This is a genomic window from Halomonas halocynthiae DSM 14573, from assembly GCF_000425725.1.
In the GTDB taxonomy this organism is placed as follows: domain Bacteria; phylum Pseudomonadota; class Gammaproteobacteria; order Pseudomonadales; family Halomonadaceae; genus Halomonas; species Halomonas halocynthiae.
The window spans coordinates 158,658-173,691 of the sequence record NZ_KE384440.1 but is presented as its reverse complement, the minus strand read 5'-3'; the positions used below and the strand labels follow the sequence as shown (position 1 = coordinate 173,691).

Here is a 15,034-nt window from a genome sequence, read left to right as displayed (position 1 = left end):
ATCTGCACCATCGCCTCAAGCACCATGGGAGCGAGCCAAGACTTCTCTGGCACCATTATTTCCCATGGGCGATACCACGCCAGCGGCTTCCATGGCGTCAACCAAACGCGCTGCGCGGTTGTAGCCTATCTTGAAGCGGCGCTGCACTGCCGAAATCGAAGCACGCTGACTCTCAGTGACAAAAGCCACGGCTTCGTCATAAAGCGCATCCTGCTCTGCGTCGTCACCATCGGCGCCCTCCGCTTCAAGCCCCGTTAGCGCATCAGCAGTCACACCACCAGAGAGAATTTCGTCGATGTACTGTGGCTCTCCACGTCGCTTCCAGTCGTCAACCACCCGATGCACTTCGTCATCGTCAACAAAGGCACCATGCACCCGATTTGGCGCACCCGAACCCGCGGGGAGATACAACATGTCGCCATGGCCCAGCAAGTTCTCTGCGCCGCCTTGGTCCAGAATAGTTCGGGAGTCCACTCGTGATGATACTTGAAAGGCCATACGGGTCGGCACATTGGCTTTAATAAGGCCAGTGACAACATCGACGGAGGGGCGCTGAGTTGCCAGAATCAAGTGAATACCGGCAGCCCGCGCTTTCTGCGCCAGACGCGCAATCAACTCTTCGACTTTTTTACCAACGATCATAAACATATCGGCAAATTCGTCGATAACAACCACAATGTAAGGCAGTTTTTCCAGCACTGGCGGCGGCTGATGCATTTCCCATGGCTGCGGCTCCCACAGAGGATCGGCCACTTGAGCGCCAGCTTGCCTGGCCTCATCCAGGCGCTCATTAAAACCAGCAATATTGCGCACCCCCATCGACGCCATCAACTTATAACGACGTTCCATCTCAGCCACGCACCAACGCAGACCATTAGCCGCTTCCTTCATGTCGGTAACCACTGGTGCCAGCAGATGGGGGATGCCGTCGTATACCGACAGTTCCAACATCTTTGGGTCAACCATAATCATGCGAAGATCATCCGGCGTAGCCTTGAGCAACATCGAGATCAACATGGCATTAACCCCTACCGACTTGCCCGAACCGGTGGTACCAGCAACCAGCAAGTGCGGCATCTTGCCAAGATTGGCCACAACAGGTGCGCCTCCGATATCTTGACCCAGCGCCAGCGTTAAGGCCGAGGATTCATTCTGGAAGCGATCAGAGTCAATCACCTCGCGCAACCGGATCATCGCGCGATTAGGGTTAGGGATTTCGATACCCACTGTAGGGCGGCCAGGAATCACCTCTACCACACGCACACTCTTAACCATCAACGAGCGAGCAAGATCCTTGGCCAGGTTACTAATCTTAGAGGCTTTTACCCCAGCTGCCGGCTTGATTTCAAAGCGCGTAATTACCGGTCCGGGCCAGGTATCCACCACTTCAGCCTTAACGCCATACTCTCGCAAACGCACTTCCAGCAATTCGGCCATATCAACCAACTGCTCTTCTGTGTAATTCGGCTCATGGGCAGAAGGCTCGGTTAACAACCGATAATCCGGCAGATCCCCCTCGGGCTCATCATCACCGTCCAAATTCGGACGCTGACTCTGCAAATGCTCCACTGTCCAGAGCTTTGTGCCAGCCTCTGCGGCAGCTGCCTGCGCCTGATCAGCCGTCGCCATCTGACCCGCAGCCTCATGCGCTGGCTGGCCTTGGTGGTGACCCTGGCTTTGCTCCTGGCTGTGACTCTGACTGGCGCTCTGGGTTTGCGTCTGGCTAATGGCTGCAGCAGAAACCACGCCTGCGGCTACCGAGACGCCCGCCATTTTACTACTCAATGGCTGTGACAAGTGCTGCGCCGCCTTAGCATCCGCTAGCGTGTCTATCGGCGACGCCGAGTAGGAAGCTGGCACGAGAGGCCCATCGTCATCGGGCAACACGGGGTCAGGCACAGCTTCAGGAGAGCGCGGCTCAGACTTAGCCACTTGCTCGGGTTCAGGCGCACCCTGATCAGCGGGTTCTGGCTTCGGCTCTGGTTCTGGCTTCGGCTCTGGTTCTGGCTTCAGCTCTGATTCTGGCTTCAGCTCTGGCTCTGGCTTCAGCTCTGGTTCTGGCTTCAGCTCTGGTTCTGGCTTCAGCTCTGGCTCTGGCTTCAGCTCTGGCTCTGGCTTCAGCTCTGGCTCTGGCCCTTGTTTCTGCTCCGGCGCTGAAACAGCCATTGCGTCACTAGAGTCAGAGACAGGGGCACTTTCAACCGGCGATGCCTCCTGTTGAACCATTTTGGGAGCTTCAACCGTATTACTTTCCAAAGGCGCCATTTGCTGAGGCTCGTCAGGCGTATCACTCACCTTGGCGTCAGCAGCAAGAGGGGCTGGCACAACGAAAACGCTCGGCTCTTTACGCTCACGATTCACACCGTCTGTTTCAACAGTCGGTGTAATAACCCTCTCATCACTAGAGGAGCCAGGATGAGACTCATCCGGCTGACCAACACGGCTTTCGTCAGGCGTTTGGGCAGAAGTGACTGGGGTAGCCCATGGAATCTGCGTATCACCCCCACCAATTACCGGCTCACTTAGCACTGACTCACCGAGTACGGGTTCAGCAAAAGCCGCAGGCTCCGTCTTTTCAGCGACAGCATTGTTCCCACGACGGCGCCACCATGAGGCGCTCTTTCCAGCAGACGCGCTAGCAGAATCCACTAGGCCTGATGCTCCTTCCGCCGACACATCTTCGCCAGTAGCTACTTCAGCAAGTTTGGCCGACTGTTTTGCTTCCCGCTTGCTAGCAATACGCGCTTTTAATCCATCCCAAGCTCGCAGACCGTAGCGCCCTATATCGTCAATGACTAATAACCATGACCGCCCCGTCAACAATGGCAACCCACACAACAACGCTGCCAGCGCCACCAGTGAAGTGCCACTGTTCAGCAACGGCAACAGCGCACTCACCAACCCCTCGCCGAACACCCCCCCCGTACCGAAATGCAAACTGCTTTCAGACAGAGGAAAAAGCAATGCACCGAACATGGTGGTTCCCATCAGCACCAGCGCAAGCCCTGCACAGCGTAATGTCAACGTGAGAGGATTCCACTCCAGGCGCTCCTGACGCGTGCGGATCATCCACCAAGCGCAATAACCAAAAATAGCTGGCCACCACAGGGCACTAGCACCAAATAGTGAATACAGCACATCGGCAATCCAGGCTCCAATAGAACCCATCCAGTTACTAACATCATTCCCAGAGCTGGTATGTGACCAACCTGGATCCGCAGCGTTGTAACTGAATAGCGCCAGCAGCAAAAACACACAAATCGCCAGCAGTACGATAACAAGGCCTTCACGCAGCGACCCTTGAAGTCGCAGCCCCACGCGCTTGGCGCGATCCTTGGCCGTTTTGGCCTGTCCATTCCGCGTGAACTTGTCATTGGCAGTCAACCAGCTATCCCCTTGCGCCCGTAGGCGTCACCTGATCAATATCGACGCAGTATCATACCGAGCCTACGCGCTCCATCACAGTAGTCCGAAGCTTGAGCCTCGAGTACTGCAGCGGCAGACTAGGTCCTTATTTTCTCAGGAAAGCACACATGTTGCCTTGGCTTCCCCTTTCTCCTCTCTATTTTCCACCCACTCAACACGCCCTGGAAGAGCCAGACGGCTTGCTAGCCGCAGGCGGAGATCTGAGCCCCGAACGCTTGTTGTTGGCGTATCGCAGTGGAATTTTCCCATGGTACAGCGACGATCAGCCGCTGCTATGGTGGAGTCCAAATCCGCGCATGGTATTGTTTCCTGAAGAAATTCGTGTTCGCCGAAGCCTAGCTAAACGCCTTCGCAACGCCGGCTTTTCTCTAACCACCAACCAAGCCTTTGATGACGTAGTAAGCGCTTGCGCTTCCCCCCGAGAGGAAGAGCTTGGCACCTGGATTACCGATGACATGCGTAGCGCCTACCATCACCTGCATCAACTGGGTGCCGCACAATCCATCGAAGTATGGCAACAAGAGCGCTTGGTGGGCGGTCTTTACGGCATCGCCATGGGGCCAGTCTTTTTCGGCGAATCCATGTTTTCACGTGTCCCTGACGCCTCCAAAGTCGCGCTGGTCTACTTGGCGTACAGCATGTCTGCCGGGCAAGGCAAACTGATTGACTGCCAAATGCACACACCGCACCTGGCAAGCCTTGGAGCACGCGACATACCTCGTGACACGTTCATAGGCTACCTTGAAGCTTGGCTGCCGACGCCTGTAGGAAACAATCCTTCACAATGGGCCACCCCACCCCACTGGCATTTTCCTCCACTCCACACGCTTATTGACCCTAACCACTAACCACTAACATGCAACACTGATTCGTATAGGAGCCGCCTAAGTTGAACAACGACAGTGCCAGACAACCACGGCGTGATCTACGTTTTTTCGTCACCGCGCCTCACGCCTGCAGCTATCTAGAAGGCCGCCGGGCTTCTACGCTATTTCTTGACCCTCAGGTAACCCCCGATCGTGAGACTTACGACCACCTAACACAACAGGGATTTCGGCGCAGTGGCCATCACTTATACCGCCCACATTGCGAAAACTGCAATGCCTGTATTTCAGTCAGGATTCCCGTTGAGCTATTTCAACCCAGCCGCTCGCAACGCAAAACTATCCATCGCAATGCCGACGTAACATTGGCCTTTTTGCCTAGCGGCTTCAACCCAGCCCACTATCAGCTATATGCCCGCTATATACAGCAGCGCCATGCCGACGGCGATATGTACCCGCCCAGCCCCGAGCAGTACCGCAGTTTTCTGGGGCTGGAGAGGGACTATGCACAATTGCTAGAAATGCGCCTTGGCGAACGCCTCATCGCCGTCTGCGCCTTCGACTCACTTCGACAAGGGTTATCAGCCATTTACACCTTTTTTGACCCCGCAGTTGAACTGGAGCGTCGCTCACTAGGAACCTTTGCCGTACTCAGCCTGATAACACACTGTCGTAACTTGGGGCTGCCTTATCTCTATTTGGGCTACTGGATCAACGAATGCCAGAAAATGACCTATAAGCAGACGTTTCGCCCACTGGAGCAGCTGGACGGTCGTCACTGGCGACCTCTCATTACCTTGGGATAAGCGTGTTACGAACAACCTGCAAACCGATATAAGTGCGCTTTTTTTGCCTTGCTGCGCATCATGCGTCACAATATCGCGCTATTCTGACGGTCATAATGGATGAGGCACTCACTACGAGATGCCACACAGGCCGCCACCAGATACTACCAACAGCGAGGAAATGCCACATATGGCACGCGAAGACCATATTGAGATGGAAGGCGTTATCGTCGATACACTGCCTAACACCACGTTCCGAGTCGAACTAGAAAATGGGCACGTCGTCACCGCCCACATTTCCGGCAAGATGCGTAAGAACTACATCCGCATCCTGACCGGCGATAAGGTCAAGGTCGAGTTGACTCCCTACGACCTAACTAAAGGCCGCATCGTCTACCGCTCACGCTAAGCACAGCGCCGAGGATTTTTATCACCTCGGTATTTTTTCACTTCGGCGCGTGTTACCTGAGTGCAACGAGCCAGCCCTACGAACACGCCCCGCTATCAGGCAGGGCGTATTCTTTCGTGCCTATTTATTCGCTATTCATGTGAGCCAGCAAGTTCTGGCTGAGTTTCCAAGCACAGCTCATCACCTTGAATAGAGATATGTACCTCACCCCCGTTCTCAGACAAATCGCCAAATAGAATCATTTCAGCCAACGGCTTCTTAATCTTTTCTTGTATCAGCCGCGACAAAGGCCTCGCCCCCATGTCTGAGTCATACCCATGTTCAGCCAACCAGTCTCGTGCATCGTCATCTACATCCATTTGCACTCGCTGCTCGTCCAACTGTGCCTGCAGTTCAATAAGGAACTTATCAACCACACTGCGCACAACAGCCGGCGGTAACGCATCAAACTGAATAATACCGTCCAAACGGTTACGAAACTCTGGTGTGAACGTTTTGAGCACCACCTCCATCATATCGGTTGAATGATCCTGAGATTGAAAGCCAATGGAGCGCCGCGAGGCTTTTTCAGCCCCCGCATTGGATGTCATGATCAAAATGACATGACGAAAATCTGCCTGACGCCCGTTGTTATCGGTCAAACGACCGTTATCCATTACCTGCAATAGCAGGTTAAATACTTCAGGATGCGCTTTTTCAATTTCATCAAGCAACAACACACAATGCGGTTGTTTGGTAATCGCTTCGGTCAACAGGCCGCCCTGGTCGTAGCCCACATAGCCTGGCGGCGCACCGATCAAACGCGAAACCGTGTGGCGCTCCATATATTCCGACATGTCAAAACGCACCAGCTCAATACCCATAACATTAGCGAGCTGTCGCGCGACTTCGGTTTTACCAACCCCTGTAGGACCAGCAAACAGAAAGCTGCCTACCGGTTTATCTGGCGACTTCAGACCAGCACGTGACAGTTTGATGGCTGACGATAGGTTATCAATGGCTTCATCCTGCCCGAACACCAGCATTTTCAAGTCACGCTCAAGATGGCTCAGCAGCTTGCGATCAGAATTCGAGACACTCTTGGGTGGAATACGTGCCATCGATGCCACTACCGCCTCAATCTGCGCTACATCAATGGCGTCTACGCGCACTTCAGGTGGCAACAGGCGCTGATGGGCTCCGGCTTCATCCACCACATCAATCGCTTTATCTGGCAAATGGCGATCATTAATATAGCGATCCGCCAATCGCGCAGCACTCTCCAACGCTTTGTCGGTGTACTTGAGTTGGTGGTGCTCCTCAAAGCGCGAGCGCAGCCCCTTGAGAATCTGTACGGTGTCCTCCACTGACGGGGCCGGCACGTCGACTTTCTGAAAGCGGCGAGCAAGCGCACGATCTTTCTCGAAAATCCCGCGAAACTCTTCGTGGGTGGTAGAACCAATACAACTCAACTCACCAGAGGACAGCAATGGCTTGAGCAGATTAGAAGCATCCATAACGCCACCAGAAGCTGCTCCGGCACCAATCACCGTATGAATCTCATCAATAAACAACACGGCGCTAGGTAGCTTACGTATTTCTGCCAGCAAGCTCTTGAGGCGCTTTTCAAAATCACCGCGATATTTGGTTCCTGCCAGCAGCGCTCCCATGTCTAGCGAATAAACCACCGCCTCACTAATAACCTCAGGCACCTCTTCTTCAACAATGCGCTTGGCTAACCCTTCGGCAATAGCCGTTTTTCCCACCCCAGCCTCACCCACCAGCAGAGGGTTATTCTTACGGCGACGAGCCAGAATCTGCACCACGCGCTCAACTTCATGAGCACGCCCGATTAACGGATCAATCTTGCCAAGTCGCGCTTGCTCGTTAAGGTTGGTCGCGTAGCTGGTCAAAGGGCTGCTAGCACTCTCGCTACCACCTTCTTCGGCGTCATCAACCTGCTGAGCACCAGAGTCAGTGCCAGCATCCTGATCGACCACCTTGGAAATTCCATGGGCAATATAGTTAACGGCATCCACCCGAGCTACATTTTGCTGCTTCAAGAAATATACCGCTTGGCTTTCTTGTTCTGAGAAAATCGCAACCAGAACATTGGCACCGGTCACCTCACTTTTCCCAGACGACTGAACATGAAAAACCGCTCGCTGCAACACCCGTTGAAAACCTAACGTAGGCTGTGTTTCACGCTCAGTGTGACTTTCCGGAATCAGTGGCGTAGTCGAGTTGATAAAATCCTGCAGGTCGCTTTTCAACTTATCGAGGTTTGCCCCACAAGCCCTTAACACCCCTGCGGCTGATGCGTTGTCCAGCAAAGCCAGCAACAGGTGTTCAACCGTCATGAACTCATGGCGTTTGGCGCGCGCCACGGTAAATGCCGTATTCAGGGTCACTTCAAGTTCTTTGCTTAGCATGGCAGCCCCCTTTGTCGCCGCTCAGGACGTACTGTGAATCCGTCTCGGCCCAATAGTTTCAAACGTGACGTGAGTTCCAAACATGGCGTGCAACCTTTACAGCGGCTAACCAAAGCGCTTGCATGCAGCCTAGCCTGACCTCTAGATGCAATGACTCAACCTGCACCTCAAACCCTACCCAGGTCAATCATTAGCCTCAACTTGACATAGCAGCGGGTGTTCACAGGCCCGCGCAAACTCGTTGACCTGATGGCACTTTGTCTCAGCTATGTCTCGCGGAAAAATACCACAAGTTCCCTTACCTTCAGTATGCACCGCCAACATCACTTGAACCGCTTTTTCGCTATCCATGGTGAAAAATGTCGTCAGTACTTCCACCACAAAGTCCATGGGGGTGTAGTCATCATTAAGCAAGACGACCTTGTACATTGGCGGTCGACTCAACGCTGGCTTGGCGGGAAGAACGGCAAGCCCCCCCTCTTCATCAGGCTCAGAAGGGCCGGTGACTCCAACGCACTTCGATGCGCCTGATAACCAGACGGCCTTGTCGCTTAACATATGTGCACTAGGTTTCATTAAAATAAACGCATCAATATCAAATACCTGACTCAACACTGCAAACTGCCGCATGCGAATCACGTGTGGTTAGATTAAGACGCCACGAACGCCGTATCGTTCATGACATCACTCCTGCAGCGCCCAGAAAACAGATTAGGCATACAACTTTCGATGCACAGCCCTCTGGCCAAAAGCCACTCTACTCAGTATATCAGCACCGTAATTCGGCGTTTTTATAACGGCTGGGAAGCACCGCCACTTGACGTTTCAGGCGAAAAAAGAGCAGAGCCATTAACCAATCGATAAAGCTTATCAGTATAACATTTGCGCCATGCGACAGAAGTAGGCTCGCCAGGACACCAGCCAATAAGAGAGATATAATCAGCCCTCACTGGAGGGCACCTTGTGTTGTACATTCTATGGTGCTTCCGCTTCTTGCCACCGCAGTGACCAGAGAGATCTACGCTCATGTCCCAAACGCCCAAGATTATCTACACCTTCACCGATGAAGCGCCTGCCCTGGCGACCCACTCGCTACTGCCAATCATCGACGCTTACACCGATGCTGCTGGTATCGAGGTAGAGACCCGAGATATCTCCCTGGCCGCTCGTGTTCTAGCACGCTTTCCTGACTACCTGACCGACGAGCAGCAAGAAGAAGATCATTTGGCCGAGCTAGGCGCGCTGGCCAAAACACCAGAAGCCAACATCATTAAACTGCCGAACATTAGTGCATCCATGCCGCAGCTGCGCGCAGTGATCACTGAACTGCAAGGGCAAGGCTACGCCCTACCCGACTACCCCAGTGAGCCAAGCAACGAGCAAGAACAAGACATCAAAACGCGTTACGACAAGGTAATGGGTAGCGCCGTCAACCCAGTACTGCGCGAAGGAAACTCTGACCGCCGTGCCCCCAAGGCGGTCAAAGAATATGCCCGCAAGTATCCTCATCACATGGGTGAGTGGAGCCAAGCATCGCGCAGCCACGTTTCACACATGCACGAGGGCGACTTCTACGCTGGCGAGAAGTCAATGACGCTGGATCGTGCCCGCGACGTAAAAATGGAACTAATCACCCAAAGCGGTGAGACCAAGGTGCTCAAGTCAAAGATTTCACTGCTCGAAGGCGAAGTCGTCGACAGTATGTTCATGAGCAAGAAAGCACTGCTGGACTTCTACGAGAAAGAAATTGACGACGCATACAAAACAGGCGTGATGTTCTCACTACACGTCAAGGCGACAATGATGAAGGTTTCGCACCCCATCGTGTTCGGCCACTGCGTCAGAATTTTCTACAAAGAAGCCTTCGAAAAGCATGGTGCACTGTTCGATGAACTGGGTGTCGACGTCAACAACGGTATCGCCAACCTTTACGACCGGATCAACACCCTGCCCGAGAGCCAGCGCGATGAGATCATCCGTGACCTTCACGCCTGCCACGATCAGCGCCCTGAACTGGCGATGGTCGACTCAGCACGCGGAATCACCAACTTCCATTCACCCAGCGACATCATTGTAGATGCCTCAATGCCAGCCATGATCCGCGCTGGTGGCAAAATGTATGGTGCTGACGGTCGTCTCAAAGATGTCAAAGCCGTGATGCCGGAGTCCACCTTTGCCCGCATCTACCAGGAGATGATTAACTTTTGTAAATGGCATGGTGCCTTTGACCCTGCCACGATGGGTACCGTGCCCAACGTCGGCCTAATGGCACAGAAGGCTGAAGAATACGGTTCGCACGATAAGACATTTGAGGTTCCAGAAGCGGGTGTCGCCAACATCACAGACCTTGAGACCGGCGAAGTGCTGCTATCTCAAGACGTTGAAGAAGGTGATATCTGGCGCATGTGTCAAGTAAAAGACGCGCCGATTCGTGACTGGGTCAAACTTGCGGTAGATCGCTGCCGCGACTCCGGCATGCCTGCCGTATTCTGGCTCGACCCCTACCGTCCGCATGAAAATGAGCTGATCAAAAAGGTCAACACCTACTTGGCAGAGCACGACACTGACGGCCTGGATATCCAGATTATGTCTCAGGTCCGCGCCATGCGTTACACCCTTGAGCGCCTCGCTCGCGGCCTCGATACCATCTCGGTTACTGGCAACATCTTGCGTGACTACCTGACCGATTTATTCCCGATCCTCGAACTTGGCACCAGCGCTAAAATGCTGTCCATCGTACCGCTGATGGCCGGTGGCGGCATGTTCGAGACCGGCGCTGGCGGCTCTGCGCCAAAACACGTACAACAGCTGCTAGAAGAAAATCACCTGCGCTGGGATAGCCTTGGCGAGTTCCTTGCGCTATGTGCTTCTTTAGAACACCTCGGCAAGCAGTTCGACAACGAGCGTGCCCTGCTGCTGGCTGATGCACTAGACAAAGCCACGGGTGAGTTCTTGGAGCAAAACAAGTCACCCTCGCGTAAAGTTGGCGAGCTGGATAACCGCGGCAGCCACTTCTACCTGGCACTCTACTGGGCAGACGCACTGGCCGCTCAAGACCAGGATGCGGGGCTCAAAGAACGGTTTGGTCGTTTGGCCGAAACCCTCAGAGCCAACGAGGCGACCATCCTTGAGGAGCTCAACGGTGTGCAGGGCAAGTCGGTAGACCTTAACGGCTACTACCACGCAGATGCCGAGCTAGCCCGTTCAGTCATGCGCCCCAGCAAGACCCTGAACGACGCATTGGCGATGGTTGCCAAAGGCTGACCTAGCGCCATATCGCAATTGCCGCCTCTTCCTGAAAACTCAGAGCGGGCGGCCCTCAGGCTTTCTTCGGCTCCCGTCCGCCACTGGCAGACGGGAGCTGTCGCTTTATGGACCTACTCACCCAGTCACTTGTCATCAAGCCATTACGATAAACGAGCCGCAATGCACCTTTACCTGCTCCACAAGCCCTACCGCATGCTATCCCAGTTCACCGACCGAACTGGCAGCGACGGCACACCACGCGACACCCTAGCAAACATAATCAACGTGCCCGGCATCTACCCAGCAGGCCGACTGGACTATGATTCGGAAGGCTTGCTGCTACTCAGCGACGATGGCGAGCTGATTCACCGCATCGCTCACCCGCGCTTCAAACAGCCCAAAACTTACCGTGTTCAAGTGGAAGGTATCCCCGATGACGCAGCACTTGAGGCACTGCGCCAAGGTATCACGCTGAAAGATGGGCTCACGCGGCCAGCACGAGTAAAACGCCTTCAGAGCGGCGGACTGCCCGAGCGTAACCCACCACTCAACCCCAAGCGCCACCCCATAACCAGCTGGCTTGAAATCATTATCAGCGAAGGACGAAACCGTCAGGTAAGGCGCATGACGGCACACGTTGGCTACCCCACACTGCGTCTAGTGCGTGTGGCTATCGGCAACTGGCAGCTGGGTGGGTTAGCCGCTGGCGAATGGCGCCGAGAAACCTTGCATGCACCCGCCAAAACACAACGTAAGCCACCTTCACGCCGATCATCCTCCCCATCAGCTACGTCATCAAAACGGAGACGCCCATAATGCGCTGGCAGCCCTTCACCACTGTCGCCACAGTCATCGAACAAGGCAACCGTTTCTTGATGGTAGAAGAACGCCATGGCCCAGGTGCCACCCTGTTCACTCAGCCCGCCGGTCATTTAGAGCTAGGAGAAAGCATCCGCGACGGTGCATTGCGAGAAGTACGGGAGGAGTCGGCATGGGAAGTCGATATTACCCACTACCTAGGTCTTTATGTGTTTCAGGCGGCCGACAAAAAAACCTTTCACAGCCACGGTTTCCGCGCCACGCCCCTTTACCAGATTAACAGGCCGCTCGACCCAGCAGTGGTGGCCGCTCATTGGTTGACGCTGGAAGAAATCGAGCAACTGGCACAGCAACAGCGGCTACGCAGCCAGTTAGTGATACAACGCATACGGGATACACTGGCTGGGCGCTTTTACCCAGCCGATGTGATTCACGAGTTTAGCTGACCACACTGAACGAACCCGCTAGCAATTCGAAGCGCGTCTCAGCCCGTCTTGTCTGGAATACGAACATCCACTGGCTGACTGCGCGACCACAGTATCAGCCCCAAACCAGCGACAATCATTGGCAATGTCAGCAGCATGCCCATGGTCAACCAGTCGAAAGCGATAAAGCCGATGTGCGCATCAGGCATACGTACAAATTCCACAACAAAGCGGAAGAGGCCATAAAGCACAAGGAACCAGCCAGAAACTAGGCCTCGCTGGCGCGGCTTGGCCGATATTATCCAGAGCGCGATGAATAACACCAGCCCTTCGAGCAGCGCTTCATAAAGCGCCGACGGATGACGTGCCAATGGCCCCATTCCCGGAAACGGCATACCCCAGGGCAAATCGGTCACTCGGCCTGGCAACTCATGATTAATGAAATTGCCGATACGCCCCGCACCAAGACCGATCGGCACCAACGGCGCAACAAAATCGGTTAGCGTAAAGAAGGCCAATCCTTTGCGATGAGCAAAGTATAGCGACGCCAGCAACACCCCCAGCAAGCCGCCATGAAAACTCATTCCGCCATCCCATACGCGGAACACCCACAATGGATCAGCTAGCCACTGCCCCAAGCCATAAAACAGCGCATACCCCAAACGCCCACCAATCACCACGCCCAAGGCGCCATAGAACAGATAATCACCCACATCATCCTTACTTAGCCCAATACGCTCGGCGCGCAAACGCCCCAAAAACCAAGCGGCGACAAAGCCAAGCACATACATCAGCCCATACCAGTGAATCTGTATAGGGCCCAATGAAACGGCAACGGGGTCAATAGCAGGATAGCTCAGCATGTCATCCTCTAAAAAAGCAAAGGGTCAAAAGGAACGAAAGACCATAAATAACGTGGAAAGATCAGAAAAGAAAACGCATCCCAACCACCAGTAAAAGCATAGCAAAGGCAGTTTTCAGTTGCTTTGCTGGCAACACGCTGGCCAGGCGCACTCCCACTCGAGCAAAAGGTACACTAGTCACCACAATGGCCAAGAACGCTGGCCACAGCACATAACCGGTTGTACCTGCTGGCAGGTCAGGCACACCCCAGCCAGTGGCAATGAATGTTGCCGCGCCAACTACCGCAATCGGCATTCCACAAGCAGCGGACGTACCCACCGCCTGAGTCATGCTGGCCCCGCAACGAGATAGCCACGGAACACTTAGCGTTCCACCACCGATACCAAACAACGCCGAAAACCCTCCAATGACGACGCCAGCAGCCCCCATTACCCAGCGTCTCGGCGCAACCGTCGCTGACGCGGCTTTTTTTACCAGAACCATCCGCCCAGCCACAATCAGTAAGAAAACACCAAACAGGCTTCCCAGCGAGCTGCTCGATAAGTTATCAGCAATAAAAACACCACTAACCGCGCCAAGTAACAATCCAGGCAGCAACATAATAAACCAGTCGCGACGTATATTGCCCTTGGTATAGTGCCCCCAGGCCGATGAGCTACCAGTAATCACAATGGTCGCCAACGACGTGCCAATTGCCAGGTGCATAATGACCGAATCAGCAACGTTTTGAACGGCAAAAGCCGCCGCTAACGCAGGTACAATCACCAGCCCCCCACCGATACCAAATAAACCGGCCAACGTACCCGCCACCGCGCCAAGCGCCAGATAAGACAACAGCAACATCAATGTCATAACAATCCTTAGTAAGCAGAAGCAACCGCAGCACCCAAGCACCACAGAACTCAAGCGCCGACAAGTGCATCGCATGGTACAACACCGGCGCTACAAGGTCGCTCTTCCGTACCACGCCAACAAGCGATAAGCTGAAAGAATGTGCCTTATTGCCCTACACCATGCTCCTGGCGAGCCCATTGTGCTTCGGTTGATCGCTAACCGTGACGAATTCCATGCTCGCCCTACCGCGCCGCTGGCTGAGTGGCCAGACACCGAGGGGATTATTGGTGGGCGCGACTTGCAAGCGGGTGGCAGCTGGCTGGCTGTGCATCGCCGAGGGCGCGTGGCTGCACTAACGAATGTCCGCGACCCCCGAGTCACGAGTTATGCGGAACACCCTAGCCGCGGCCACTTAGTAACCGCAGCCCTACGCACCAACAACCTGGCTAGCTGGCTTCAGCAACTAGCCGACGGCGAGGCCTTGGCTTATGCCGGATTCAATCTGCTGGTCGGAGATGGTCAGCAGCTGTGGCATCTACATCGCGGGCACCAGGGCATCGAACTTAACGTTCTTTCACCCGGCGTGTATGGACTATCCAATGCCAATCTGAATACGGCCTGGCCCAAGCTGATTAAAGTACGCCAAGCTCTCGCCCGTAGCCTAGCACTCGGCGATTGGCCAGCCACGGCACAATGCGCTTTTGCCGACGACCAACGTGCGGCTGACCGCGACCTGCCCGATACCGGCATCGATATCACTTGGGAGCGACAGCTATCAGCCGCATTCATTCGCGGCCAACAATACGGCACCCGTGCAACCACCTGTCTTGAATGGCACGCAAACGGCAACCTGAGCATCGAAGAGCTCAGCCACGGCCCAGACATAGCCTCTGAGACACCAGCAGCCCCGTCAAAACGCCACATGGTGATTCACGCACCGGTCAGCCGCAGCTCGTTAAGCTGATCAACAATCCCCAGCTCGCTATTTATT

The 15,034-nt window shown here is 54.5% G+C and carries 12 protein-coding genes; 7 read left to right on the top strand and 5 right to left on the bottom strand.

Annotated elements, in window-relative coordinates; all coding sequences use genetic code 11:
* Positions 1-15: 15 nt before the first annotated feature.
* On the bottom strand, positions 16-3,384 hold the full coding sequence (locus H616_RS0109890; RefSeq protein WP_027967225.1) for a DNA translocase FtsK: 3,369 nt from the start codon (positions 3,382-3,384) through the stop codon (positions 16-18).
* 149 nt (positions 3,385-3,533) lie between these two features.
* On the opposite strand from H616_RS0109890, the gene aat reads away from it, so the two are divergent.
* The 3 genes from aat to infA all read left to right on the top strand — a co-directional run bounded on the left by aat (position 3,534) and on the right by infA (position 5,444).
* On the top strand, positions 3,534-4,274 hold the full coding sequence (gene aat / locus H616_RS14690; RefSeq protein WP_051234195.1) for a leucyl/phenylalanyl-tRNA--protein transferase: 741 nt from the start codon (positions 3,534-3,536) through the stop codon (positions 4,272-4,274).
* Positions 4,275-4,315: 41 nt separating this feature from the next.
* Positions 4,316-5,056 carry an arginyltransferase gene (locus H616_RS0109880; RefSeq protein ID WP_027967224.1) on the top strand — a complete coding sequence of 247 codons (741 nt, stop codon included), beginning with the start codon at positions 4,316-4,318 and terminating at the stop codon, positions 5,054-5,056.
* Between the two features lie 169 nt (positions 5,057-5,225).
* Positions 5,226-5,444 carry a translation initiation factor IF-1 gene (gene infA, locus H616_RS0109875; RefSeq protein WP_027961652.1) on the top strand — a complete coding sequence of 73 codons (219 nt, stop codon included), beginning with the start codon at positions 5,226-5,228 and terminating at the stop codon, positions 5,442-5,444.
* A gap of 131 nt (positions 5,445-5,575) precedes the next feature.
* On the opposite strand, the gene clpA is transcribed toward infA, so the two are convergent.
* Complete coding sequence (gene clpA, locus H616_RS0109870) at positions 5,576-7,855, bottom strand: ATP-dependent Clp protease ATP-binding subunit ClpA (protein WP_027967223.1); 2,280 nt, start codon at positions 7,853-7,855, stop codon at positions 5,576-5,578.
* Between the two features lie 183 nt (positions 7,856-8,038).
* On the bottom strand, positions 8,039-8,413 hold the full coding sequence (clpS, locus tag H616_RS0109865) for an ATP-dependent Clp protease adapter ClpS (RefSeq protein WP_027967222.1): 375 nt from the start codon (positions 8,411-8,413) through the stop codon (positions 8,039-8,041).
* A gap of 468 nt (positions 8,414-8,881) precedes the next feature.
* Here clpS and H616_RS0109860 point away from each other — a divergent pair, with 468 nt between their 5' ends.
* The 3 genes from H616_RS0109860 (at position 8,882) to H616_RS0109850 (ending at position 12,366) form a co-directional block, all read left to right on the top strand.
* Positions 8,882-11,119 carry an NADP-dependent isocitrate dehydrogenase gene (locus tag H616_RS0109860; RefSeq protein ID WP_027967221.1) on the top strand — a complete coding sequence of 746 codons (2,238 nt, stop codon included), beginning with the start codon at positions 8,882-8,884 and terminating at the stop codon, positions 11,117-11,119.
* Positions 11,120-11,281: 162 nt separating this feature from the next.
* Entirely contained in the window at positions 11,282-11,917 is a 636-nt protein-coding gene (locus H616_RS0109855; RefSeq protein WP_027967220.1) for a pseudouridine synthase, read from the top strand.
* On the top strand, positions 11,917-12,366 hold the full coding sequence (locus H616_RS0109850; protein WP_035572981.1) for an NUDIX domain-containing protein: 450 nt from the start codon (positions 11,917-11,919) through the stop codon (positions 12,364-12,366). The genes H616_RS0109855 and H616_RS0109850 overlap by 1 nt, the downstream gene beginning before the upstream one ends.
* Before the next feature lie 38 nt (positions 12,367-12,404).
* Here the strand turns inward: H616_RS0109850 and lgt are convergent, their stop codons facing one another.
* Together lgt and H616_RS0109840 are read right to left on the bottom strand one after the other, a co-directional pair.
* The gene (gene lgt, locus H616_RS0109845) at positions 12,405-13,208 is read right to left on the bottom strand and encodes a prolipoprotein diacylglyceryl transferase (protein WP_027967218.1); all 804 of its coding nucleotides are present in this window, start codon (positions 13,206-13,208) and stop codon (positions 12,405-12,407) included.
* A 61-nt stretch (positions 13,209-13,269) separates the two neighbouring features.
* On the bottom strand, positions 13,270-14,061 hold the full coding sequence (locus H616_RS0109840) for a sulfite exporter TauE/SafE family protein (protein WP_027967217.1): 792 nt from the start codon (positions 14,059-14,061) through the stop codon (positions 13,270-13,272).
* 139 nt (positions 14,062-14,200) lie between these two features.
* Between H616_RS0109840 and H616_RS14685 the strand changes: the two genes are divergently transcribed.
* Positions 14,201-15,007 (top strand): NRDE family protein, encoded by an 807-nt coding sequence (locus tag H616_RS14685; protein ID WP_051234193.1) that lies wholly within the window; start codon positions 14,201-14,203, stop codon positions 15,005-15,007.
* Positions 15,008-15,034: the final 27 nt, after the last annotated feature.